The organism is Brachymonas moutaii (nom. illeg.) (assembly GCF_049977365.1).
In the GTDB taxonomy this organism is placed as follows: Bacteria; Pseudomonadota; Gammaproteobacteria; order Burkholderiales; family Burkholderiaceae_C; genus Brachymonas.
This window is the reverse complement of record NZ_JBNGEN010000001.1, coordinates 217,937-239,007: the sequence shown is the minus strand read 5'-3', so window position 1 is coordinate 239,007 and position 21,071 is coordinate 217,937. Positions and strand designations below refer to the sequence as shown.

Sequence of the window (21,071 nt, the reverse complement as noted above, 5' to 3'; positions counted from 1 at the left end):
CGCGGGTGATGGGATCACGAAGGGGGATTCTATTGCAGCGGCCTGATTCCCCATTCGATGAAGGGACTGCGCAGCACCCCCGTGGAGAGGGAGAAAGATCAGGATCGGGAAGCGTCCTGGGACGCACTGCGGTACCGATGCACGAGCCACGCCTGCACTGCCCCCGTCGCGACCACCAGCGCCAGGTAGGTCAGCATGGCGCCGTCACGCTGCAGAACCAGCCAGCCGGCCACGATCACGGCCAGCCCGGTCAGGAAAAGCCACATCCACTGGCGCCCCCACCCGAGGCGCAGCGGATGGCGCCAGCCGGCAAGCCGCTGCAGCACCACCAGGGTGGTAGCCATCCAGAGCGCAGGCAGGGCCAGATTGAAGAGGTGATCGATCAGTGCGAGAAAACCCATGGAATCAGCTGGAACAACGGGCATCTAGGTACGGGAGCCACGTACCTGCTCACCCGGGAAGGGGGCAGGCAACACAGGCAACTCCCGCCCGCACGGCACACATGCCAAAGACACATGTGCACAAGGCCCGTCGTGGATCAAGACAATGCGGAAAGATCAATTTTATAATCACCGCCATGTCAGTATGGACTCTGGGCATCAACCATCATACCGCCCCGCTCGATTTGCGGGGCCGTTTCTCATTTGCGCTTGAGCAGATGGGCCCCGCCCTGCACGGGCTACGGCAGACTTTTGCCCACCATCCGGAAGCGGCCATTCTCTCGACCTGCAACCGCACCGAGGTGTACTGCGCAAGCGACCGTGTGGACGTGGATCACACACTCAACTGGCTCGCCCAGGCTGGCGGTGTGCCCATGCATGCCCTGCGCGACTACACCTACACGCTGCAGGACGACACGGCGGCCCGCCACGCCTTCCGCGTGGCCAGTGGACTCGACAGCATGGTGCTGGGCGAGGCCCAGATTCTGGGGCAGATGAAGAATGCCGTGCGGGCCGCCGAGGCGGCCGGCAGCCTCGGCACCACGCTCAACCAGCTGTTCCAGCGCAGCTTCTCCGTTGCCAAGGAAGTGCGCAGCAGCACCGAGATTGGTGCGCACAGCATCAGCATGGCTGCTGCGGCGGTGCGTCTGGCATCGCAGCTGTTCGAGGACCTGGGGCAGATCCGCATCCTGTTCGTGGGAGCGGGCGAAATGATCGAGCTCGCCACCACCCACTTTGCGGCGCGGTCTCCCAAGCAGATCGTGATTGCCAACCGCACCATGGAAAAGGGCGAGGCCCTGGCGGCACGGTTCGGCGCCAGCGTGATGCCGCTCGCCGACATGCCCGAGCGGCTGCACGAATTCGACGCGGTGATCAGCTGCACCGCCAGCACCCTGCCCATCATCGGGCTGGGAGCGGTGGAGCGCGCCCTCCGCAAGCGCCGCCACCGGCCCATGTTCATGGTCGATCTGGCCGTGCCGCGCGACATCGAACCCGAGGTCAAGGCCCTCGACGATGCCTATCTCTACACCGTGGACGATCTGGCCACCGTGGTACAGACCGGACAGGCCCAGCGGCAGGCGGCCGTGGAACAGGCCGAGGCCATCATCGACGAAGGCGTGCAGAGCTTCATGCAGTGGATGCGGCAGCGTGACCCCCATTACGGGGTCGTGTCGCTCATCCGCGAAGTCAACCAGCAGGCCGATGCCTGGCGCGAAATGGAACTGGCCAAGGCCCGCAAGCGTCTGGCCAAGGGCGAAGATGTGGATGCCGTGCTGGAAGCCCTCTCGAGGGGACTGACCCAGAAGATGCTGCACGGAGCGCTCTCCGAGCTGCACCACCCCGATCTGGCCCACCAGACCCAGGCGGCCGAGACGGTGCAGCGCATCTTTCTGCGCGGCAAGCATTAGCCGTCGTTCAGCCCTTCGCGTTCTCCGGCGGGGGACACGTCACGTCACCCCGGGCGGCATGCGCCTGCTGAGGCGTGCGTGGTTCCTGCGCCCGAATGGGCAGCGCACTGCCCTCCCCCTTCCGTCTGATCCGTTCCTGCCCGCCTGAGGGCTGTGCCGGACTTCTCCTGCGATGCTTCCGTGAAACCCTTTCTCCGATCCCAGCTCCAGCGCTTTGCAGAGCGCCAGCACGAACTCGATTTTCTCCTCAGCCGGGAGGACATCATGCAGGACATGGGCCGGTTCCTGGCCCTGTCGCGCGAACACAATGAAGTGACCCAGATCGCGGGGCGCTGGCAGCGCTACCAGCAGGTGGAGCAGGATGTGGCCACGGCACGCGACATGCTGGAAGACCCCGAGATGGCCGACCTGGCCGAAGAGGAAATCACGGCCGGAGAGGGAGAACTGACCACCCTGGAGCAGGAACTGCAGCGCCTGCTGCTGCCCCGCGACCCGGACGAGGCGCGTCCGGCTTTCGTCGAGATCCGTGCCGGCACCGGGGGCGATGAATCGGCCCTGTTCGCGGGCGATCTGGCCCGCATGTACATGCGCTACGCCGAATCCCAGGGGTGGCGGGTCGAGACCCTGAGCGAAAGTCCCGCCGAGCTTGGCGGTTACCGCGAGATCGTGCTGCGCATGGAAGGTCCCGACAGCACCGATACCGGCACGGGAGTCTACGGCACGCTCATGTTCGAGTCGGGCGGGCACCGGGTACAGCGGGTGCCGGTCACCGAGTCGCAGGGGCGGGTGCACACCAGCGCCTGCACGATAGCTGTAATGCCGGAGCCAGACCCTGCCCGTGCCGTGACGCTCAACATGGCCGACATCCGGGTGGACACCTTCCGCGCCAGCGGCGCCGGAGGGCAGCACATCAACAAGACGGATTCCGCCGTTCGGGTGGTGCACCTGCCCACCGGGATCGTGGCCGAATGTCAGGACGGCCGCAGCCAGCACAGCAACAAGGCCAAGGCACTGCAAGTGCTGCAGGCGCGCATCCAGGAAAAGGAACGCAGCGAGCGTGCCGCCAGGGAAGCCGCGCTGCGCAAGGGGCTGGTAGGCAGCGGCGACCGCAGCGACCGCATTCGCACCTACAACTTTCCGCAGGGACGGCTGACGGATCACCGCATCAACCTCACGATCTACAAGCTCTCCCAGGTCATGGAAGGCGATCTGCACGAGGTGCTGCAGGCCCTGCGCCATGCGCACGAGGCCGAGCAGCTGGCCGAGCTGGAAGTCAATCAGTAAGCCTCATCCGCACGCATCGCCTGAAGCGGGCAACAGGGTGCTGGTGCTGGTGCTGATACCGCAATCGGAGCTGTGCCCTGCCCGCGACCGCGCACACGGCACGGCACGGCACGGCACGGCACGGCACGGCACGGCACGGCACGGCACGGCACGGCACGGCACGGCATGGCATGGCAGCGGGGCCTGACACACGGGCCGCCCCGGGAAATCCCCTGCGCAGATGAGGGATTTGGAATGCCATAATAATTGCCGAAGCAATTTTTTGTCTGGCAACCATTTTTTCCATGTCTGCGTCCTCTCCCGTTTCCGAACACCACGCCGAACAGCTCGGCAGCATGCTGTTTCTGCTGCGTTCCATCCTGGTGCACGAGATGGAGAAGGAGCTGGCCGCAGACCCCAGCGAGCTGCGCATGACGCAGGCCCAGGTGGTGCTGCGGCTGGCCTGCCAGGGGGCCATGACGGCGGGCGATCTGGCGCGTTCCATCGGGCACGATCCTGGCGCCCTCACCCGCATCATCGACCAGCTGCAGCACAAGGGTCTGGTCGAGCGCCAACCCCACGAATCGGATCGCCGCGCCCTGCGCATCGCCCTCACCCCGCAGGGCATGCTGGTGCAGCGGCGCCTGCATGCCACCCGCATGAAAGTCATGTCCCGCCTGCTGGCGGGGCTGCAGGATGCGGAACGCGAACAGCTCATGGACTTCATGCAGCGCATGCTGCATTCCCTGCAAAACCCCACGGATTCCCATCAGGTCTGACCATGCCCAAGACGCCTCTTTTTCCCTTTGCTCCCTCTTCCCTGCGTACCCTGCCCACAGGGGCTCTGCTGGTGACGGCAGCCGTGCTGGCCGGCTGCGCCAACAGCCGGGGGCTCACGCCCCATGCGCAGACGGCTCCTGACGCCTCACAGCTCGATGCCCGGCAGGTGGTGCGCCGCTCCGGTCTGTCCGTTACCCAGGCGTGGCCCCAGAAGGACTGGTGGCGCGGCTGGCATGACGCCCAGCTCGACGCCCTGATCGAGCAGGGGCTGCGGCAGAGCCCCACCCTGGCACAGGCCCTGGCCCGCGTCCACGCTGCCGAGGCCCAGGCCGGTTATGCCGATGCGGATCGCGGTCCCACCGTGACAGCCTCTGCTGGCTACAGCGGGGTGCGTCTGCCGGACGCCCTGCTGCCCGCCAATTTCGGCGGAGGCAAATTCGGCTACAAGAGCGACACCCTGGGCCAGTTCAAGTGGGACGTGGATCTGTGGGGCGGCAAGCGCAGCACCTGGGAAGCCCTGGCCGGCGAGGCCCAGGCCAGCGCCATCGATGCCGAGGCCGCCCGCATCACCCTGAGCACGGCCATTGCCCGCACCTATGCCCAGCTGGCCGGTGCCTGGATGCTGCAGGATGTGGCCACGGCCGATGTGGCCCGCAACCGCCAGATGGTGGCACTCCAGTCCCAGCGCGTGAAGACGGGTCTCGACAACCGCATCACACTCCAGCAGTTCGAATCCGAGCTGCGTGCGGCCGAACAGCGTCGCGAGCAGGCAGCCCAGAGCATCACCCACCTGCAGCTCGCGCTGGCCCAGCTCGCCGCCATGGGGCCCGACAGAGCGCTCACCCTGAAGCGCCCCCGGCTCACGCCCGAGAGCATGCGCTTTGCCGAGGCTGTGCCTGACGATGCATCGGTCTCCCTCATGGCACACCGCCCGGACGTGCAGGCCGCCCTGCTCCGCGTACAGGCCAGCAGCAGGCAGATCGACGCTGCCAAGGCGCGCTTTCTGCCCAACATCAGCCTGGGGGCACTGGCCGGCGCACTGGGAAACGAGCACTTCGATCTGTTCCATCTCAGCAATGTGTTCTACCAGTTCGGGCCAAGCATCAGTCTGCCCATCTTCGAGAACGGCCGCCTGCGGGCCAACCTCGACGCCCAGGACGCACGCTATGAAGCGGCCGTGGCGCAATACCACCAGACCCTGCTGGGAGCTGCCCACCAGGTGGCTGACAGCGTCCAGAGCGCCCATGCCCTGAAGCAGCAGGTGGACGAGGCGCGCCAGTCCGTCACCGCTGCCCAGCAGGCCTGGACACTGACCCGCCAGCGCCGCGACAGCGGCTTGCTCAATTCCATTCAGGTGCTCCAGGTGCAGCAGCAGCTGCTCGGAGCCCAGCAGCGCCTGGCCCAGCTGCAGGCACAGCGCATGGACAACGCCATTGCCCTGACCTATGCACTCGGAGGTGGCTATGCCGCCGATGCGTCCCATGCGCCGGCTGCAGGCATCGGCCATGACAGCGGCACCGACCAGCACGGCACTGCCGCGCGCTGATCTCCATTTTTCGTTTTCCTCTTTTCCCCTCCTTCTTCCGGAAACCGCAGGCTCTCCATGACACAAGAAAAATCACCCGAAGAGACCCCTCCCCAGGCAGCCCCTGACCCCTCTGCTGACACGCCCCCCGAGACGGACAAGGCTGCCGCTGCGCCCCAGAGCCCACCCTCTGCCGCTGGAGCCACTGCATTCCATGAGCACCTGAGCCGCAGCCAGAAGCGCCGCAAGGCCCTGGTGATCCTGGGCATGGTGCTGCTCGTGGCAGGCGTGGGAGTGCTGGCCTGGTACCTGCTCTTTGCCGAGTGGAACGAATCCACCGACGACGCCTACGTGCAGGGCGACATCGCCCAGATCAGCAGCCTGGTGCCAGGCACGCTCGTGAGCGTGCAGGTGCGCGACGGCGACAAGGTCGTGGCAGGCGACCGGCTGGCCCAGCTCGACCCCGCCGACACCGAACTCGCTCTGGCCGAAGCCAAGGCGGGCCTGGCCAACGCGGTGCGGCAATCCCATGGCCTCTACAACCAGGCCACCAGTGCCAGCAGCGAGCTCACCGCCCGCCGCCAGGCCTACCAGATTGCCCGCAACGACTACGAGCGCCGGCAGGCCCTGGCCAAGACAGGCGCTGTCTCGGCCGAAGAACTCGACCATGCCCGTCAGGCCTATGACGCCGCCCAGAGTGCCTACACCGTGGCGCAAGAGCGCTACAGCGCCAGCAACGTGCTGGTGCAGGGCACGCGGGTCAGCACCCAGCCAGCCGTGGAAATGGCCGCCGCCAAGGTGCGCGTGGCCTACCTCAACGCCCAGCGCAACGCCATCCTCAGCCCGCTCACCGGCTACGTGGCCAAGCGCAGCGCCCAGGTGGGGCAGCGCGTGCAGCCCGGTCAGGCCCTGATGGCGGTCGTGCCGCTGCAGGACGTGTGGGTGGATGCCAACTTCAAGGAAACCCAGCTCCACAAGCTGCGCATCGGCCAGACCGCCACCATCGTGAGCGATGTGTACGGCAGCAAGGTCACCTACAAGGCCCGCGTGGTCAGCCTCGGCGTGGGCACGGGCAGCGTGTTCTCGCTCCTGCCGGCCCAGAACGCCACCGGCAACTGGATCAAGATCGTGCAGCGCATTCCCGTGCGGGTGAACATCGAGGATGCGGCGCAGCTGCAGAAATACCCCCTGCGTCTGGGCATGTCGGTCACCGTCGATGTCGACATCCACGACCAGAACGGCCCCATGCTGGCCCAGAAGCCCCCCGTGCAGCCCGCCCAGCAGACCGATGTCTACCAGAAGCAGCTGCAGCAGGCCGATGCCCTGATCGCGCAGATCATCCGCGACAACCAGCCCGGCGCCGGCAAGGGGAAGTGACGTGTCCGCCGCTCAAGCGACCGCCGCTCAAGCGACCGCCGACAACGCCGCCCCTGCACCGGCCACCCCGGCAGACCAGCGGGGCCATGCAGAGCCGGCGCACGGCCTGCATGCCGACGTGCCGGCCTTCGTGCCGGCCAACTTCGGGCTCACCGCCTTCGGGCTGTGTCTGGCCACCTTCATGCAGGTGCTCGACACCACCATCGCCAACGTGTCCCTGCCCACCATCGCAGGCAACCTCGGCGTGAGCATCAGCCAGGGCACCTGGGTCATCACCTCGTTTGCCGTCTCCAATGCCATCGCGCTGCCGCTCACAGGCTTCCTGAGCCGGCGGTTCGGCGAAGTGCGGCTCTTTGTCTGGGCCACGATGCTGTTCTCGCTCGCCTCGTTCCTGTGCGGCATCTCGACCAACATGACGGAGCTGATCTTCTTCCGTGCCCTGCAGGGTGCGGTGGCCGGCCCCATGTACCCCATCACCCAGACGCTGCTGATCTCCCTGTTCGCGCCCTCCAAGCGAGGCATGGCCATGGCGCTTCTTGCCATGGTGACGGTGGTGGCGCCGATTGCCGGCCCACTGCTCGGCGGCTGGATCACGGACAACTACTCGTGGGAATGGATCTTCATCATCAACGTGCCCATCGGCCTGTTCGCCAGCGCCGTCATCGCGTGGCAGATGAGCCACCGCAAGGTCGTCACCGAACGTCCCCGAATGGACTACGTGGGTCTTGCCACCCTGGTGCTCGGCGTCGGAGCCCTGCAGATCGTGCTCGACATCGGCAACGACCATGACTGGTTCAACTCCACGCAGGTCATCCTGCTCACGGTCGTCTCGGTCGTCAGCCTGACCGTGTTCCTCATCTGGGAACTCACGCAGGAAGACCCCATCGTCGACCTGCGCCTGTTCAAGCACCGCAACTTCCGCAACGGCACCATTGCGCTCGTGGTGGCCTTCTCGGGCTTCTTTGCCATCGGCCTCATCGTGCCGCTGTGGGTGCAGCGCATCATGGGCTACAACAGCATGTGGTCCGGCATGGCCACGGCCCCCATCGGGGTGCTGCCCATCCTGCTCACCCCCTTCGTGGGCAAGTACGCCACCCGCACCGACCTGCGGCTGCTGGCCACCTGTGCCTTCATCGTCATGTCGCTGACCTCGTTCTACCGGGCCACGTTCTACACCGAGGTGGATTTCTTCCACGTCGCCATGGCGTCGTTCATGCTGGGCATGGGCGTGGCACTGTTCTTCATGCCGATGATGACCATCCTGCTGTCCGACCTGTCCCTGCGGGAAATTCCGGCCGGCTCCGGCCTCTCCACCTTCCTGCGCACGCTGGGCGGCAGCTTCTCGGCCAGCATCATCAGCTTCATGTGGGACCACCGCGCCATCACCCACCATGCGCACCTGGCCGAACACATCTCGGTCTATGATCCCGTGGCCAGCCAGACCGTGCAGCAGCTCTCCACCCAGATGGGGCAGCCGGGGGCGCTCGCGCTGGTCAACCAGCTCATCACCCAGCAGGCCTACCAGCTCTCGTTCAATGAGCTGTTCCACGCCCTGGGCTGGGTCTTCCTGCTGCTGATTCCGCTCATCTGGCTCACCAAGCCTCCCTTCACGCCCAAGATCGGCGGTGCGCCAGGCGGGGGACACTGAAGGCTCCGATCGCATCGGCTCCCACCCCGAAGCGGGCCCTCTCTCCGGGGTGCCCGCGCTCCTGTCCCTGTCGCCCGCTCCATGCCCATGTCGCCCTCCCCCACCATCGCCGCCACCCTGCAGGATGCTGCCCGACAGGGACTGGCCCGGCTCGATGCACAGCTCCTGCTGCTCGAAGCACTCGGGCAGCCTGCGGATACCGGGCGCGCCTGGCTGCTGGCACATGACACCGACGTACTGCCCCCAGAGGCCCTTGCACGCTGGCAGAACCTTCTTCTGCGTCGGCTCGATGGCGAACCCGTGGCCTACCTGCTCGGGCGCCACGAGTTCTACGGCCTCCTGCTGCACGTCGATGCCCGCGTGCTCGACCCCCGCCCCGACACCGAAACCTTGGTGGACTGGGCGCTGGAACTGCTGCCCGACCTGGGGCCTGCTCCCGTGGTCGCCGACCTGGGCACCGGCAGCGGCGCCATTGCCTGCGCCCTGGCACACCATGCCCCGCAGGCCACCGTCTGGGCCACCGATGCCAGCGCCGATGCCCTCGCCGTCGCCCGCAGCAACGCGCAGCGCCTGCATCTCCCCATCCAGTTCGCCCAGGGCTCCTGGCTCCAGGCGCTCGATGGGCGCATCGCCTCTGCGCTGTCGCTCATCGTGAGCAATCCGCCCTACATCCGCGCGGACGATCCCCACCTTGCGGCCCTGCGTCACGAGCCCCTGTCGGCCCTGGCCAGCGGGGCGGATGGGCTCGACGACATCCGTTCCCTCATCTCCCAGGCCCCAGCGCGGCTCGCCCCCGGCGGCTGGCTGCTCCTGGAACACGGCTACGATCAGGCCCCCGCCGTGCAGCATCTGCTGCACGAGGCCGGATACTCCAGAGTGCAGAGCCGCACCGACCTGGCCGGCATCGCACGCTGCACCGGCGGCCAAATCGGCTGAAGCAGCCCCGCAACTGACGGCAGACAAGCCCTCGCGCCACAGCTGTATTGCCGATCCACGATAATGGAGCATGCCGCGGCTGCGCCGGCACGGGTTCTTGCCCGGCCTGCAGCACGCCCGCAGCACCCCGTGCATTCGGGCCGCCGTGAACCCCCAGGTTTCCGCACACCATGCCCGTGCCTGCCCGTGGCCCTGCCGTCTGCGCCGGACACTACAGGCTTTTTCCTTCTTTTTCTATCCTGCACCACACACCATGAGTGACACCCAGCAACGCATCGACACCCTCGTCAAGACCCACCCCATCGTGCTGTTCATGAAGGGCACCGCCAGCTTCCCCATGTGCGGCTTCTCGGGGCGCGCCATCCAGATCCTCAAGGCCTGCGGCGTCGACACCAAGCAGATCCAGACCGTCAACGTGCTCGAAGACGACGCCATCCGCCAGGGCATCAAGGAATACAGCAACTGGCCCACCATTCCCCAGCTCTTCGTGAACGGCGAATTCATCGGCGGCTCGGACATCATGATGGAAATGTACGAAAGCGGCGAACTCCAGCAACTGCTCCAGCCCAAGGCCGCCTGATCCTGCTGCCGCCCTCTTCTGTTCTGTTCCGCGCCCCGCTGGCGTCACCTGTGCCGCCCCTCCAGCCATGCGCTGCCTGCCGCGCATCGGGACATCCGGGCGGTGGTCACGGCAGAATGTGGCAGAACGGAACGGAACGAGGCAACCCGGCCACACCGTTCCCCATGCCAGCTCCGCAGCCGCTGGCATTTCCTCTTGCGGCGTCGCGTGGTCGCGGGTAGCCTTGTCCTCTGGACGAGAGGGCATGGCGGGTTCCTGCTCCCCTCTCTTCCTCGCTCTCTCATTCACCCTCCACCATCCGCCATGGCAGGTTTCTCGCAAGTCTCCTTGCGGGCAACCCGGGCCATGATTCCGGGGCCCCCGGCCCCTTCCACATTGTGATTACATGACTTTTCTTCAGGACCTGCTCGTCATCTTTGCCCTCATCATCGCCTCGGCGTTCTTTGCCATCGCCGAAATCTCGCTTGCCGCCTCGCGCCGCGTGCGCCTGCGACAACTGGCCGATGACGGAGATGCACGCGCAGAGCGGGTCCTGACCGTGCAGGAGCAGCCCGGCTACTACTTCACCGCCGTGCAGGTCGGCGTCAACGCCATCGCCATCCTGGCCGGCGTGGTGGGCGAAGGCAGCCTCTCCCCCTGGCTCGACTCGATGCTCTCCTACACCTCGCTGCCGGCCCACCTGATCGGCCCCGTCAGCGCCACGCTCTCCTTCGTGCTCGTCACCTCGTGCTTCATTCTGTTTGCCGACCTGCTCCCCAAGCGCATCGGCATGACCGAACCCGAAGTGCTGGCCGTCTGGCTCATCGGCCCCATGCACGTCGTCGTGCGGCTGCTCATGCCGCTCGTCTGGCTCTACAGCCGCACCGCCGACCTCTTTCTGCGCCTGTGGGGCATCCCCACCCAGCGCGACGACCGCGTCACCCCCGACGACATCCTCTCCCTGGCCGAAGCCGGCGCCCAGTCCGGCACGCTCGACCGCAGCGAGCAGCAGGTCATCGAAAACGTCTTCGAGCTCGACAGCATCACCGTGGCCAGCGCCATGACCACCCGCGACCGCATCGCCTGGTTCGACCTCAACGACTCCGACGCCCTCATCCGCGCCCGCATCACCGAGGAGCCCTTCTCCACCTACCCCGTGGTCGACGGCGACCTCGACCACGTGGTCGGCTACGTCGACGCCAAGGACCTCTTCCAGCGTGCCCTCAAGAACGAACCCCTCTCCCTGCATGAGCCCAACCTGCTCCACAAGGTCCTCATCGTCCCCGACCAGCTCACCCTCTCCGAAGTCCTCACCCAGTTCCGGCAGGTGCACGAGGACTTCGCCGTCGTCATCAACGAATACAGCATCATCGTCGGCGTCGTCACCCTCAACGACGTCATGAGCACCGTCATGGGCGACCTCGTCTCCCTCGACGAAGAAGAACTCATCGTGCGCCGCGACGACAACTCCTGGCTCATCGACGGCATCACCCCCATCTCCGACGTCATGCGCGCCCTCGGCATCGACAGCCTCCCGCACGAAGGCAGCTACGAAACCCTGGCCGGCTTCCTCATGACCATGCTGCGCCGCCTGCCCAAGCGCACCGACTGCGTCCAGTTCGAGAACTACACCTTCGAAGTCATGGACGTCGACAGCTACCGCATCGACCAGGTCATGGTCACCCGCACCCCCGAAGCCTCTGCCACCACCGCCCCCCTCTCCCCGCTCGCCGCCCTCGGACAGAGCAGCAGCTGAACCAGACAGGCAACGCCCCCACGCCGACGCGCCTTATGCCGGTTCCTGCCTTCCGCATCCCTTACAATGTACAGTTGATCTGATTTCTTCCCTTCCCGCGCCCACAAGGCGCAGGCACTGCAGAAACCAGCGGCATGACCAGCCACCCGCGCGGCCCCATGCCCCGCCGCCCCTCCGTCAGGCGTCCCTATCCAGCACCTCACGGAGCGCGGCAACCCCACCCAGGGCCTCTAGCTCATGCCTGGTTAGAGCAGCGGACTCATAATCCGTTGGTGCCGAGTTCGACTCTCGGGGGGCCCACCAATTTGAAAAGCCAGCCTTGCGCTGGCTTTTTCTTTATCTGCTGCGGACGCCAGCATTGGCGCGGATTTGGGCCATATTACGGTGTTCCGCCTACGACCAGCACGGGCATTTTCCGGTGATTTCCACGCCCAAATCTTCTCTTTTCTCCGTTTTAACGGGGCCTAGAGCGTGGCATGAAATCTGAAAAATTTTCTTTTATCACAAGCACTTGCGTGCGTTTTCTAAAAGTAAAAATCGCAGGATTTATCAATAGCTTGCACAGCAAGTTCATACTTCAACTTCTTGAGATAAGATTTCGTTGTATCAGACGAAAAATTTCCGCCTGATATCTCGCGTCCTGCAGAGCGTCATGGGTGCCTGACAATTTCGGGTTGAGGTACTCTGCAATCTTACTCGACCGCGTATCACGCCAAGATGAGCCGGTTGCCCCCATGTAGAGCGCTTTTATATCTAAGGCGGTGAAGCCGAACGGGTTTTGTCCCATGAAGCGATGGAAATAGTAGTTCACGAAAGACCAGTCGAACGGAGCGTTGAATCCGACGAAGACAAGCGTGTCTTCGGGATGAGCAAGAGTCGCCAACCAATTCGCAAACGCTTTCATAGCGGCTTCGGGATCGAGCCCCCGCTGGCGCAGGTCTTCCATCGAAAGTCCGGTCACTTCCAGCGACTTCGGGTCGAACCTGTCGTTGATGGGTTTGATCTCGATGGTGAAGCCGTTACCCGGATCGAAAGCGGAGCAAGCCCCGATCGACAGCAGGCTGTATTCACCCGGTATCGGCCCTGCGGTTTCAACATCGACGGAAACGAATATCTCGCGAGGGCTGGTCATGAGATCAGAGGCTCCGTAGGAACGAGGGTCGGACGATTGCGGATCGCGTTCCAATGCTCGCGAAACGCCCGCCGGCGGTCATCGGCGTTTCCGCTCGCTTTCCAGTGATGACCGGCGAATGTCGCGATGTCGAACGGCAGGTTCGCCCCCTCTCGCGCGGTGACCATGGTCGGGAGTCCACGGCCCAGAGCGTAGCCCAGTTCGAGAAAGCAATTTGGCCGAGCGCCAGTGATGTCGGCAAGAACAACGCTGCTGCGATGGAGCTTGGCGAATATTTCCTGATCGATCCGCGCATGATCATATGTTTGCCGTCCATCGATAACGATCAGACGATAGCCGAGTTCATCTTCCAGCACGGGCTTTGCCACCACGTCGAAGAAATCCTGCACATTCGCGTAATCTTCATGGCCGGGGTTTAGCAGGCGCACGGCGAACGCCTTGGGGCGATCGAGAGATTCGAGCAGGTCGATTACGGCGGCGACCCGATCGGGAATGCTCTGCCGTTTTGGGAAGCCGATGCGGTTGATCCAGTCATGCGCATCCCCGTCATCGGCGATCTGGAACAGGCGGCGCGTTTGAGCACTTGCAAGGCCAAAGGCGTAAAGCCGGCGCGCACCCTTCGTCTCGGCACCAATTGGAAGGTTCAGCGGCACAATCGGTTTTCCGGCATCGTGATAGAGGTTCGCGAGATACAGAACCCCTTCGTCGCCGCCAAGCGCAATCAGCACGTCACCACAACGGGCCTGCGCCTCCATGCGCTTGCTGTTCATGTTCCAATAGGCTGCGCTCTCGATCTTGATCAACTGGGACGCACGAAGCTCGTCCCACAGGTCGACGTATTCGTCGGGTATTTGCTCCTCGGTCTTGTGGTGCTGCACAGCGACAATGAACGGTCCCGGCACATTCTGGGGTCGATGGATGAGACTGTCCTTCACCGTTTTCCAGACAAGCCAGTCGAAGCAGACAGGCAGCCCATCGACGTTTCGCTTGGGTTCGGCATCGACGGGAATGACAAAGTTGGTGCCACGTTTGACGAGCTCCTTGACCAGCAAGGCGATCAGTTCGCGCGCTGACTCAACGTCGGCTGTCGGCGCGATCGTCAGATCGTTGACGACGCTGCCGGAAATGTGGATGCGACGACCGAAGAGCGGAGACCGGATCATTACTTGTCCTCCATGATCGGAGAGGCATAAAGGGCAGATGCGATCGCCGTCAGGTCAGCGAAGCTGAGGGCGCGGTCGGGATACGCCTTGGCGAGCGCCGCAGGATAAAGCCGCGTGCGAATATCCGAGTACGTCCAGGACGGGTGTCGATCTCGCGCGCCAGTCAGTCGCGTCAACTCGGCGAGTTGGGATTGCGCAAGTCCGAGGCCAGCTAGATCCATCTGGAAAAGCTGCAGGCGCTCGGCATCGCTGGGGCGACTGAACGTCTCGATGATGGCAGCCCGCCGGCGCAAGGCCGGGTCGAGGACAGACAGCCGGTTGGTGCAGAGGATCACAACGATCCGCCCACCATACTGCCTGAGATCGTCGATACCCTGGATCAAGGTGTTCACTGCCACCTTATCTTCATGATGGCTGTGATCCTGTGCGCGGGAGGCCGCCAGGCTATCGCCTTCGTCGATAATAAGGATCGCCCTCCGTGTCTTACCAGCCGACTGCGCAACCTTACGGAATGCTTCGGCAATAAGGGTGCTCATTTCACCGACCATGCCATTACCGCGCACTCGGTTCGACAACTTGAACAGCATTGAATCCGAACTGCGCGCCTCGGCGACCAGACGATTGGCAATGCATTCGGCCATGGCCGTCTTACCGGTTCCGACGTCGCCGTGAAAAATCACAAGAGGATATTGCTCGGCAACCAGATCGCACAGTACAAGCTTTCCGCCATGATGTTTTCTGTTCCAGTCACCGAGTGCGCCGACATTCAGCAGGAGACGAAGCTGGTCGTGAACGCGGACATAGCGCTGATCGAAGCCGAGCAGCCTCTTTTCGCGCTTGGCCAGCGTATCGTTCGGAAGCGCAATTTCGCTGTCAAAAATGCTCGGTTGGCTCATGCGGTCCAATCCTTTCTCTGCATCCCGTAGGTGCTGCTGACATAGTTGCGGCTACCAGACGAGCTGAGGCCGGAGTGGCTGGTGTCCGCATGAGAAGTGGTCCAGCCGATCTTGAGCTTGCTCCGCATCGCCTCGCGGGCCGCGCTCGTGTAGGCGTTGGTATAGCTGATCACGATCCGCAGTTCGGCATCGGTCACACGCGGCCATAGCACACCGCCGGGACGGCTGGTGCTGAGCGTTCCCGCGTCGGTATCAACATCGAAGCGAACGGCTTTCAGCTCGACGCCATATTGCAGCAGGGTCACGTCCACCCACGCGAGGTAGCCCGCCTTGGCCAGCACCTCGACATCATGGGCATAATCGGCTGCCTTCTGAGACCTCCATCCGCCGGTGCTGTCGGCGATCATGGCCAAATCTGCCTTCACGCGCCGGACAACGTTTTCGATATCGGTAGTCGTATAGGTAGCCGAAGCCGTTCTCGTCTGGCTCATGTCAGTCCTCCACCTTGAAACCCGGCCCGAAGACCTCTTTCCAGACCGCATCATCATCTTCGACCGATGCGAAGTTCACCGTCTCCCAGGCTTCCTGCGCCGCCGTGACGATCTCCTGCCGCTCAGCCTCCGAAATGCGGCTGGTGACGTTATTAAAGCTGCAGACCGGATCGAGGATCACAACCGGGTCGGAGAAGGAGCCGAGCGGAAGCGTGTTCTCGGGGAAGCTGAGCTGATCCTTGAGACCTGATTGAGCAATGTAGAGCAGGAAGTTGCGGAAGCGCTGCTCGATGCTGCCTTCCTTTCCCTGTGTGGCGAGCACATGCGCCATGATCAATTCAATAGCGAAGGACTTGAGCGGCTTGATCTCTGCGTAGTTGCGCCATTTCTTGGCCATCCGGACTAGTGTGCGGAAATCGCCGTCCTGGTTCTTGCGGTCACGCACGAACTGGATTTGGCACGGTGCACAGGTCTGGATTTTTGAGCCGTCGTGAATGTCGAACTGCCAGCCATAGTCCGGACGGTTCTCGTCCTTGATCACCGGCACGATATCCACACTCAATCCTGTGCCCACAAACGTCACGGTTGCCGCCTTACGCTGGATCTCGAAATCCTCGACCGACTTGTTCGGGTAGATCTTAATGAGCAGTTCGTAGATCGTGGCGCTTAGGCTATCGAGGGTTTCTTTGCTCGCGTCCCGGCCGGAAATGTAAAACACCACATCGACGTCGACGGGATCGTAAGTCGTCTTGCGCAGGATCGTGAACTTGGAGAAGGAGCCGGCCTTCACGACCTTGGTGATCTTGATCTCGGTCTTGTCCTTGACGCTCTTGCGCAATTCCTCGATCAGCCGATCGACCTGTGCGTGATATTCCTTGCGCTTATCCTCCGGAAGGCGGAGCACATTACTATCGTAGTAGCGAAGCTCGGTATTCGTGAGAGCCATGATTGTTCCTACTTGTCTGAGGTGATCAAAACGATGGGCACAGGCCACGTCCGCACCGACGCAAAACGGTTTACAAAAGTGTCTGATGCCCGACCATTACCCCCAGATAGGTGATCCTTAACTAAATTTCAATAGGTTTCAGCTTTAAAAAATTATTGACTATTATAGTTCCAATAAATATTAGCTATTTTTGACTACATCCAACAGAGCCACTTTTCAAGTGCAACACCCAGCAAGTTGAGTACCACGATAAGCAAGCTCACGAAGCCGCAGGCGTCACGGCTGGAGCCACTGGCAGCGCTGGTTGCTGCTGTGGCGGGGGCGGTTCCTGGCCTTCGGGGTAGATCAGGGGCACGGGGGCGGAGTCGAGGGGGATTTGTTCGCCCTTGAGCACGGCTTCCTGGGCGGGGGTGAGGGGAGCCAGGGGGCGGACGTGGGTGCCGGGGTCCGGGCGGCGGGCCTGGGCACGGGTGATGAGGTCGATGCTTTCGGCGTTGCCGCCCATCCTGGCAAAGTCGAGCGCGGTGAGGCCGAGTCGGTTGCGGGTCCAGGGATCGGCGCCCTTGTCGAGCAGGAACTGCACGCCCTCGCTGCCGCCGTAGCGGGCAGCCATCATGAGGGGGGTGGTTTCGTTGGGCGACATGGCGTCGATGTAGGCATCGCGCGCGAGCAGCATCTGCATGATGTCGAGGTTGGAGCGCGTGGCGGCGTAGTGCAGGGGCGACCAGCCGGGCTTGTTGGTAGCAGCTCCCTTGAGGATGAGTTCACGGGCCAGGTCAGTCTGGTCGGTGATGATGGCCATCATGAGCGGGGTCTCGCCTGCGCGGTTGGCCGCGTTGAGCCGGGTGCCGCGCCAGCCGAGCAGCACGGGCAGGACCTTCATGGATTTTTCGTGGATGGCGATGGTGAGGGCAGTGTGGCCTTCGGAGTCGACGGCGTTGACATCGACGCCCTGCCCGAGCAGGTTCTGCACGGTGACATCGCTGTCGCGGCGGGTGGCGGTGACAAGGTCATCCACCGGGCCGGCGAGCGCGAGCGATACGCTGCCTGCAGCAAGCAGGGCACAGAGGAGTTTCTTCATGGGAGGCATCCTGGACTGAAGGAAAGGCAGGCGGAACGCAAAAAGCGCTCAGGCCCGGGGACGGAAAAGGCGGTCGAAATTGGCGGAGGTGACTTCGGCAATGTGCTCCACGCTCTCTCCGCGCACTTCGGCGAGCTGCTGCGCCACAAAGGGCACCCAGGCGGGGGTATTGACCTTGCCCCGGTAGGGCACGGGGGCCAGATAGGGGCTGTCGGTTTCGATCAGGAGCCGGTCGGCTGGGACCCAGCGGGCCACGTCGCGCAGGTGCTGGGCGTTCTTGAAAGTGACGATGCCGGAAAACGAGATGTAGAACCCGAGTTCCAGCGCAGCGCGGGCCACGGCTTCGGTTTCGGTGAAGCAATGGAACACGCCACCGGCCGCGCCGGTGCTCCCGTCCTCGCCCTCTTCCCGCAGGATGGCGAGGGTGTCGTCCGAGGCGCTGCGGGTATGGATGACGAGCGGCTTGCCGAGCTGGCGTGCGGCCCGGATATGGGTACGGAAACGGTCGCGTTGCCATTCCATGTCGGCGATGCTGCGTCCTTCGAGCCGGTAGTAGTCGAGCCCGGTTTCGCCGACGGCGAGCACTCGGGGCAGGCTGCCCAGTGCCACCAGCTCCGGCAGGGTGGCTTCGCGGGCGTCGTCGGTGTCGGGATCGGGGTGCAGGCCCACGGTGGCCCAGAAGTTGTCGTATTGCAGGGCAAGTGCGTGCACCTCGTCGAATTCCTCCAGCGTGGTGCTGACGATCAGGGCCCGATCGACCTGGGCCTGTGCCATGGCTTCGCGGATGGCGCCCATCTGGTGACGCAGGGAGGGATCATTGAGATGGCAATGGGAATCGACGTACATGGCGGACACGAACTGAAAATGAAGCAAGGGCGGGCTGCGCCACAGTGCCAGAGGGGAGTGGTGCAGGGATTTTGATTATCCTGCGCCTGACGCATACGGAACGGAGACGGGCGCGGGGACACGACGGCCTGAAGCTGCCCTGCCCTCCACTGCCCGCCCTCGCGCGGGCAGTGACTGCGAGAGTGGCGATGGCGCCGTGCGTGAGTGCCGGGTGAGGGGCGGGAGCAACTTGCGAGGCTTGGCAGACAGGCGGCTTGCTGACGGCCGGCCGTTCTGTCACATGGTCTGGGTTTCGCGCTCAGAGCCCAGATGGGCGCCGAGGATGCTTTCGATCTTGGCGCAGAGGCGCTCCGAGAGTTCGCCAGGCGGAAACTGCACCCCCACGCCCTGCACACGCTTGTGCATGGCGCGGGGCGGCGTCCACCACACCACTTTGCCATGAATAGGGTAGCGCTCGTCGCCAGCCAGGGCTTCTGGCAGGGCCAGCATGATGAACACCTCGTCACCCAGCCGGAGTTCCTTGTTGGTGGGCACAAAGACGCCACCGCCCTTGATCATCGACATGTAGGTGGCGTAGAGCAGTCCCTTTTCCTTGATGTGGAAGGGAATGACCACGGCTCTGTCGGTGGGAGACAGCGTGGAGTCTGGCGAGAGAGAGGGAGCAGATGATTCCATGAATACGGCAACAACCTTCGGAAGGAAAGACGACCCCGATGTGAGGAGTGGCCATCGTGCGGCCCGCGCATGCACCCATGCTAACAAAAACCCCTGCAGGGTGAACGCCCAGCCTCGCCTGTGCAGGACGCAGCGAGGCAGAAATGCACGCTCACGCTGCCAAGGCAAACTGGCCGCAGGGAACAAGGAGCGGAAAACCAGCGACGGTGATCTGCGAAGGGCATGCAGGGAACGATGAATGTCCCGTCCCGTGCCCTGCACTCTACCAGCCCTGCATCCCGTGCTCTTTTCCTGCTCTCCCCTGCTTTCTTTGCCTTGCCCCTGCCACGTCTTTCGGTGTGCCGAGGGGGCGCTCGCGCTCAGGCAGCGTCTGGCGACATCAGGCGATGGCTGGCTGAGACTACCGCGTGGATCGGGCGGCAGGCCGTCCCGTACCACGCAGGACCTGTGCGGCCTTGCCCACCAAGTCTTCCAGAAAGAGCCCGGGCTGATAGGGGTGCTCGGCCGAGCGCAGATCCTGTGCCAGATCCTTGCCCCACTGGGTGAGCCGGCGCCAGTCCGGCAGAGCCGTGGCGGCAGGCAGCGCGGCCGCGTCGAAAAACCGGGGCGTGCCTCCCCCACGCACACTCAGGGCGTCATGGCAGAGCTTCTGGAGCACACCGATGACCTGCGCAGGAGACAGCTGCGCAAAGGGCTGCACCTGTCCGGCGCGGGCTGCTTCGGGCAGCGCCTGCCAGGTACGAGCCGTCATGCCGGCACGGTGCCAGGCCAGTGCATCGTCGGGACGTCCGCCCGCTGCGTGCAGCAGGCCGGAGGCATCGGCTTCGGCCAGCCCCTGCAGCTGCAGCCATGCCAGCGATTCCTGCTCGGTGGGCCAGCGCATGGTGTGGGTCATGCAGCGGCTGCGGATGGTGGGCAGCAGCAGGTGCGCGGCCTCGCTGGCCAGCACGAAGCGCACGTCGCCCGGAGGCTCTTCCAGGGTCTTGAGCAGGGCGTTGGCCGTGACCGGATTCATGCGCTCGGCGGGATACACCACCACCACCTTGCCACGCCCACGGCTGCTCGTGCGCTGCGAGAACTCGATGGTGTCACGCATGGCTTCGACGCGGATTTCCTTGCTGGGCTTGCGCTTTTTGTCGTCGAGCTCCTTTTGGAGTTTCTCGTCGAGCGGCCAGCCGCGTTCGAGCATCTGGGTCTCTGGCATCAGCACGCACAGATCCGGGTGCGTGCGCACGGCGATGGCATGGCAGCTCTCGCAATGGCCACAGGCGGTCGCGTCCGGCTGGGGACTGTCGCACAGCCAAGCTTCGGCCAGGGCCTGCGCCAGAGCGTACTGCCCCAGTCCCGAAGGCCCCTGCAGCAGCCAGGCGTGTCCACGCTGCTGCAGGAGCTCTCCCAGCTGGCGCTGCAGCCAGGGAGCCTTCTGCACGCCAGGGGTCGCCAGCCCCCCGGCACTCCTGTCCGCCGGAGCCACAGAGCGTGCTGCCGTGCTCATGCCAGCCACCCCTGTGCCCGCAGGCTGGCATGCACCTGCTCCCAGACGTCGTGGGGCGCACGGGTGGCGTCGATGCGGACAAAACGGGCCGCACATTCCTGCGCCCGACGCCGGTAGGCCTGGGCCACCCGATCGAAGAAGGCAGAGGTCTCGGCCTCGAAACGGTCGGGGGCGCGCGTGCCCGCCAGACGCTGTGCCGCCATGGCGGAGGGCAGATCGAACCACAGGGTCAGATCGGGCTGTGCATCCGGCTGGCCGGGGAGCCGGACGACCTCGGCCTCCAGCCGCTGCAGAAAGGCCCAGTCGACTCCGCGCCCGCCGCCCTGATAGGCAAAGCTCGCATCGGCAAAGCGGTCGCTGATCACCACGTCTCCACGCGCCAGGGCAGGGCCGATCACCTCCAGCACATGGTTGCGGCGAGCCGCAAAGACGAGCAGTGCCTCGGCCACGGGGTCCATGTCACGGTGGAGCACCAGGGCGCGCAGCTCCTCGGCAAGCGGCGTACCGCCCGGCTCACGGGTCTGCACCACGGTGCGGCCCGCTTTACGGAAAGCCTCCACCAGAGCTTCGACATGGGTGGTCTTGCCAGCACCGTCGATGCCCTCGAAGCTGATGAACAGGCCCTTGCGGATGGGGGACAGGTTGCTCATGGG

20 protein-coding genes and 1 tRNA gene are annotated in these 21,071 nt (G+C 64.3%); 10 read left to right on the top strand and 11 right to left on the bottom strand.

The genetic code is table 11. The annotated features are described in order from the left end of the window. Nucleotides 1–98: 98 nt before the first annotated feature. On the bottom strand, nt 99–401 hold the full coding sequence (locus ACP2WS_RS01090) for a hypothetical protein (RefSeq protein WP_426459084.1): 303 nt from the start codon (nt 399–401) through the stop codon (nt 99–101). Between the two features lie 176 nt (nt 402–577). Between ACP2WS_RS01090 and hemA the strand changes: the two genes are divergently transcribed. From hemA to ACP2WS_RS01040, 10 genes are all read left to right on the top strand, one after another. After that, complete coding sequence (gene hemA, locus ACP2WS_RS01085; protein WP_374493841.1) at nt 578–1,849, top strand: glutamyl-tRNA reductase; 1,272 nt, start codon at nt 578–580, stop codon at nt 1,847–1,849. Between the two features lie 180 nt (nt 1,850–2,029). After that, complete coding sequence (gene prfA, locus ACP2WS_RS01080) at nt 2,030–3,133, top strand: peptide chain release factor 1 (RefSeq protein ID WP_426459083.1); 1,104 nt, start codon at nt 2,030–2,032, stop codon at nt 3,131–3,133. Between the two features lie 284 nt (nt 3,134–3,417). Next, a complete protein-coding gene (locus ACP2WS_RS01075; RefSeq protein WP_374493844.1) occupies nt 3,418–3,891 on the top strand; it encodes a MarR family winged helix-turn-helix transcriptional regulator in 474 nt (157 codons plus the stop codon). Nucleotides 3,892–3,893: 2 nt separating this feature from the next. Continuing rightward, nucleotides 3,894–5,438, top strand: a complete 1,545-nt coding sequence (locus ACP2WS_RS01070; RefSeq protein WP_426459082.1) for an efflux transporter outer membrane subunit — start codon at nt 3,894–3,896, stop codon at nt 5,436–5,438. Between the two features lie 57 nt (nt 5,439–5,495). Beyond that, nucleotides 5,496–6,794 carry an efflux RND transporter periplasmic adaptor subunit gene (locus ACP2WS_RS01065; protein ID WP_426459081.1) on the top strand — a complete coding sequence of 433 codons (1,299 nt, stop codon included), beginning with the start codon at nt 5,496–5,498 and terminating at the stop codon, nt 6,792–6,794. A gap of 1 nt (nt 6,795) precedes the next feature. Next, entirely contained in the window at nt 6,796–8,442 is a 1,647-nt protein-coding gene (locus ACP2WS_RS01060) for a DHA2 family efflux MFS transporter permease subunit (RefSeq protein WP_426459080.1), read from the top strand. An 87-nt stretch (nt 8,443–8,529) separates the two neighbouring features. Continuing rightward, nucleotides 8,530–9,378 (top strand): peptide chain release factor N(5)-glutamine methyltransferase, encoded by an 849-nt coding sequence (gene prmC / locus ACP2WS_RS01055; protein ID WP_426459564.1) that lies wholly within the window; start codon nt 8,530–8,532, stop codon nt 9,376–9,378. A 253-nt stretch (nt 9,379–9,631) separates the two neighbouring features. Continuing rightward, nucleotides 9,632–9,958: a Grx4 family monothiol glutaredoxin gene (grxD, locus tag ACP2WS_RS01050; protein WP_374493854.1), complete on the top strand. Its 327-nt coding sequence runs from the start codon at nt 9,632–9,634 to the stop codon at nt 9,956–9,958. Nucleotides 9,959–10,343: 385 nt separating this feature from the next. Then, nucleotides 10,344–11,693, top strand: a complete 1,350-nt coding sequence (paeA, locus tag ACP2WS_RS01045) for a polyamine export protein PaeA (protein ID WP_374493855.1) — start codon at nt 10,344–10,346, stop codon at nt 11,691–11,693. Between the two features lie 224 nt (nt 11,694–11,917). Beyond that, nucleotides 11,918–11,996 (top strand) — tRNA-Ile (locus ACP2WS_RS01040). Nucleotides 11,997–12,270: 274 nt separating this feature from the next. Here the strand turns inward: ACP2WS_RS01040 and ACP2WS_RS01035 are convergent. The 10 genes from ACP2WS_RS01035 to tmk form a co-directional block, all read right to left on the bottom strand. Next, nucleotides 12,271–12,825, bottom strand: a complete 555-nt coding sequence (locus tag ACP2WS_RS01035; RefSeq protein WP_426459078.1) for a 3'-5' exonuclease — start codon at nt 12,823–12,825, stop codon at nt 12,271–12,273. Continuing rightward, nucleotides 12,822–13,988, bottom strand: coding sequence for a hypothetical protein (locus ACP2WS_RS01030; protein ID WP_426459077.1), 1,167 nt, complete (start codon nt 13,986–13,988; stop codon nt 12,822–12,824). The genes ACP2WS_RS01035 and ACP2WS_RS01030 overlap by 4 nt, the downstream gene beginning before the upstream one ends. Further along, the gene (locus ACP2WS_RS01025; protein WP_426459076.1) at nt 13,988–14,884 is read right to left on the bottom strand and encodes an AAA family ATPase; all 897 of its coding nucleotides are present in this window, start codon (nt 14,882–14,884) and stop codon (nt 13,988–13,990) included. The genes ACP2WS_RS01030 and ACP2WS_RS01025 overlap by 1 nt, the downstream gene beginning before the upstream one ends. Next, nucleotides 14,881–15,375 (bottom strand): HORMA-1 domain-containing protein, encoded by a 495-nt coding sequence (locus ACP2WS_RS01020; protein WP_426459075.1) that lies wholly within the window; start codon nt 15,373–15,375, stop codon nt 14,881–14,883. Before ACP2WS_RS01020 ends, ACP2WS_RS01025 begins: the two co-directional genes overlap by 4 nt. 1 nt (nt 15,376) lies before the next feature. Further along, on the bottom strand, nt 15,377–16,321 hold the full coding sequence (locus tag ACP2WS_RS01015; protein ID WP_426459073.1) for a CBASS oligonucleotide cyclase: 945 nt from the start codon (nt 16,319–16,321) through the stop codon (nt 15,377–15,379). Between the two features lie 259 nt (nt 16,322–16,580). Beyond that, nucleotides 16,581–17,402 carry an ankyrin repeat domain-containing protein gene (locus ACP2WS_RS01010; protein ID WP_426459071.1) on the bottom strand — a complete coding sequence of 274 codons (822 nt, stop codon included), beginning with the start codon at nt 17,400–17,402 and terminating at the stop codon, nt 16,581–16,583. Nucleotides 17,403–17,450: 48 nt separating this feature from the next. After that, nucleotides 17,451–18,248, bottom strand: a complete 798-nt coding sequence (locus ACP2WS_RS01005) for a TatD family hydrolase (protein ID WP_426459070.1) — start codon at nt 18,246–18,248, stop codon at nt 17,451–17,453. Nucleotides 18,249–18,524: 276 nt separating this feature from the next. Beyond that, complete coding sequence (locus tag ACP2WS_RS01000) at nt 18,525–18,923, bottom strand: PilZ domain-containing protein (protein ID WP_374493863.1); 399 nt, start codon at nt 18,921–18,923, stop codon at nt 18,525–18,527. Between the two features lie 400 nt (nt 18,924–19,323). Next, nucleotides 19,324–20,418, bottom strand: coding sequence for a DNA polymerase III subunit delta' (gene holB, locus ACP2WS_RS00995; protein WP_426459069.1), 1,095 nt, complete (start codon nt 20,416–20,418; stop codon nt 19,324–19,326). Beyond that, the gene (gene tmk, locus ACP2WS_RS00990; protein WP_426459068.1) at nt 20,415–21,068 is read right to left on the bottom strand and encodes a dTMP kinase; all 654 of its coding nucleotides are present in this window, start codon (nt 21,066–21,068) and stop codon (nt 20,415–20,417) included. The genes holB and tmk overlap by 4 nt, the downstream gene beginning before the upstream one ends. Nucleotides 21,069–21,071 lie beyond the last annotated feature (3 nt).

Excerpts from the sequence above, each read along its gene's own strand:
- ACP2WS_RS01090 (WP_426459084.1), bottom strand. The coding sequence starts at position 401 with ATGGGTTTTCTCGCACTGATCGATCACCTCTTCAATCTGGCCCTGCCT.
- hemA (WP_374493841.1), top strand. The coding sequence starts at position 578 with ATGTCAGTATGGACTCTGGGCATCAACCATCATACCGCCCCGCTCGAT.
- ACP2WS_RS01075 (WP_374493844.1), top strand. The coding sequence starts at position 3,418 with ATGTCTGCGTCCTCTCCCGTTTCCGAACACCACGCCGAACAGCTCGGC.
- ACP2WS_RS01070 (WP_426459082.1), top strand. The coding sequence starts at position 3,894 with ATGCCCAAGACGCCTCTTTTTCCCTTTGCTCCCTCTTCCCTGCGTACC.
- ACP2WS_RS01065 (WP_426459081.1), top strand. The coding sequence starts at position 5,496 with ATGACACAAGAAAAATCACCCGAAGAGACCCCTCCCCAGGCAGCCCCT.
- prmC (WP_426459564.1), top strand. The coding sequence starts at position 8,530 with ATGTCGCCCTCCCCCACCATCGCCGCCACCCTGCAGGATGCTGCCCGA.
- grxD (WP_374493854.1), top strand. The coding sequence starts at position 9,632 with ATGAGTGACACCCAGCAACGCATCGACACCCTCGTCAAGACCCACCCC.
- paeA (WP_374493855.1), top strand. The coding sequence starts at position 10,344 with ATGACTTTTCTTCAGGACCTGCTCGTCATCTTTGCCCTCATCATCGCC.
- ACP2WS_RS01035 (WP_426459078.1), bottom strand. The coding sequence starts at position 12,825 with ATGACCAGCCCTCGCGAGATATTCGTTTCCGTCGATGTTGAAACCGCA.
- ACP2WS_RS01030 (WP_426459077.1), bottom strand. The coding sequence starts at position 13,988 with ATGATCCGGTCTCCGCTCTTCGGTCGTCGCATCCACATTTCCGGCAGC.
- ACP2WS_RS01025 (WP_426459076.1), bottom strand. The coding sequence starts at position 14,884 with ATGAGCCAACCGAGCATTTTTGACAGCGAAATTGCGCTTCCGAACGAT.
- ACP2WS_RS01020 (WP_426459075.1), bottom strand. The coding sequence starts at position 15,375 with ATGAGCCAGACGAGAACGGCTTCGGCTACCTATACGACTACCGATATC.
- ACP2WS_RS01015 (WP_426459073.1), bottom strand. The coding sequence starts at position 16,321 with ATGGCTCTCACGAATACCGAGCTTCGCTACTACGATAGTAATGTGCTC.
- ACP2WS_RS01010 (WP_426459071.1), bottom strand. The coding sequence starts at position 17,402 with ATGAAGAAACTCCTCTGTGCCCTGCTTGCTGCAGGCAGCGTATCGCTC.
- ACP2WS_RS01005 (WP_426459070.1), bottom strand. The coding sequence starts at position 18,248 with ATGTACGTCGATTCCCATTGCCATCTCAATGATCCCTCCCTGCGTCAC.
- ACP2WS_RS01000 (WP_374493863.1), bottom strand. The coding sequence starts at position 18,923 with ATGGAATCATCTGCTCCCTCTCTCTCGCCAGACTCCACGCTGTCTCCC.
- holB (WP_426459069.1), bottom strand. The coding sequence starts at position 20,418 with ATGAGCACGGCAGCACGCTCTGTGGCTCCGGCGGACAGGAGTGCCGGG.
- tmk (WP_426459068.1), bottom strand. The coding sequence starts at position 21,068 with ATGAGCAACCTGTCCCCCATCCGCAAGGGCCTGTTCATCAGCTTCGAG.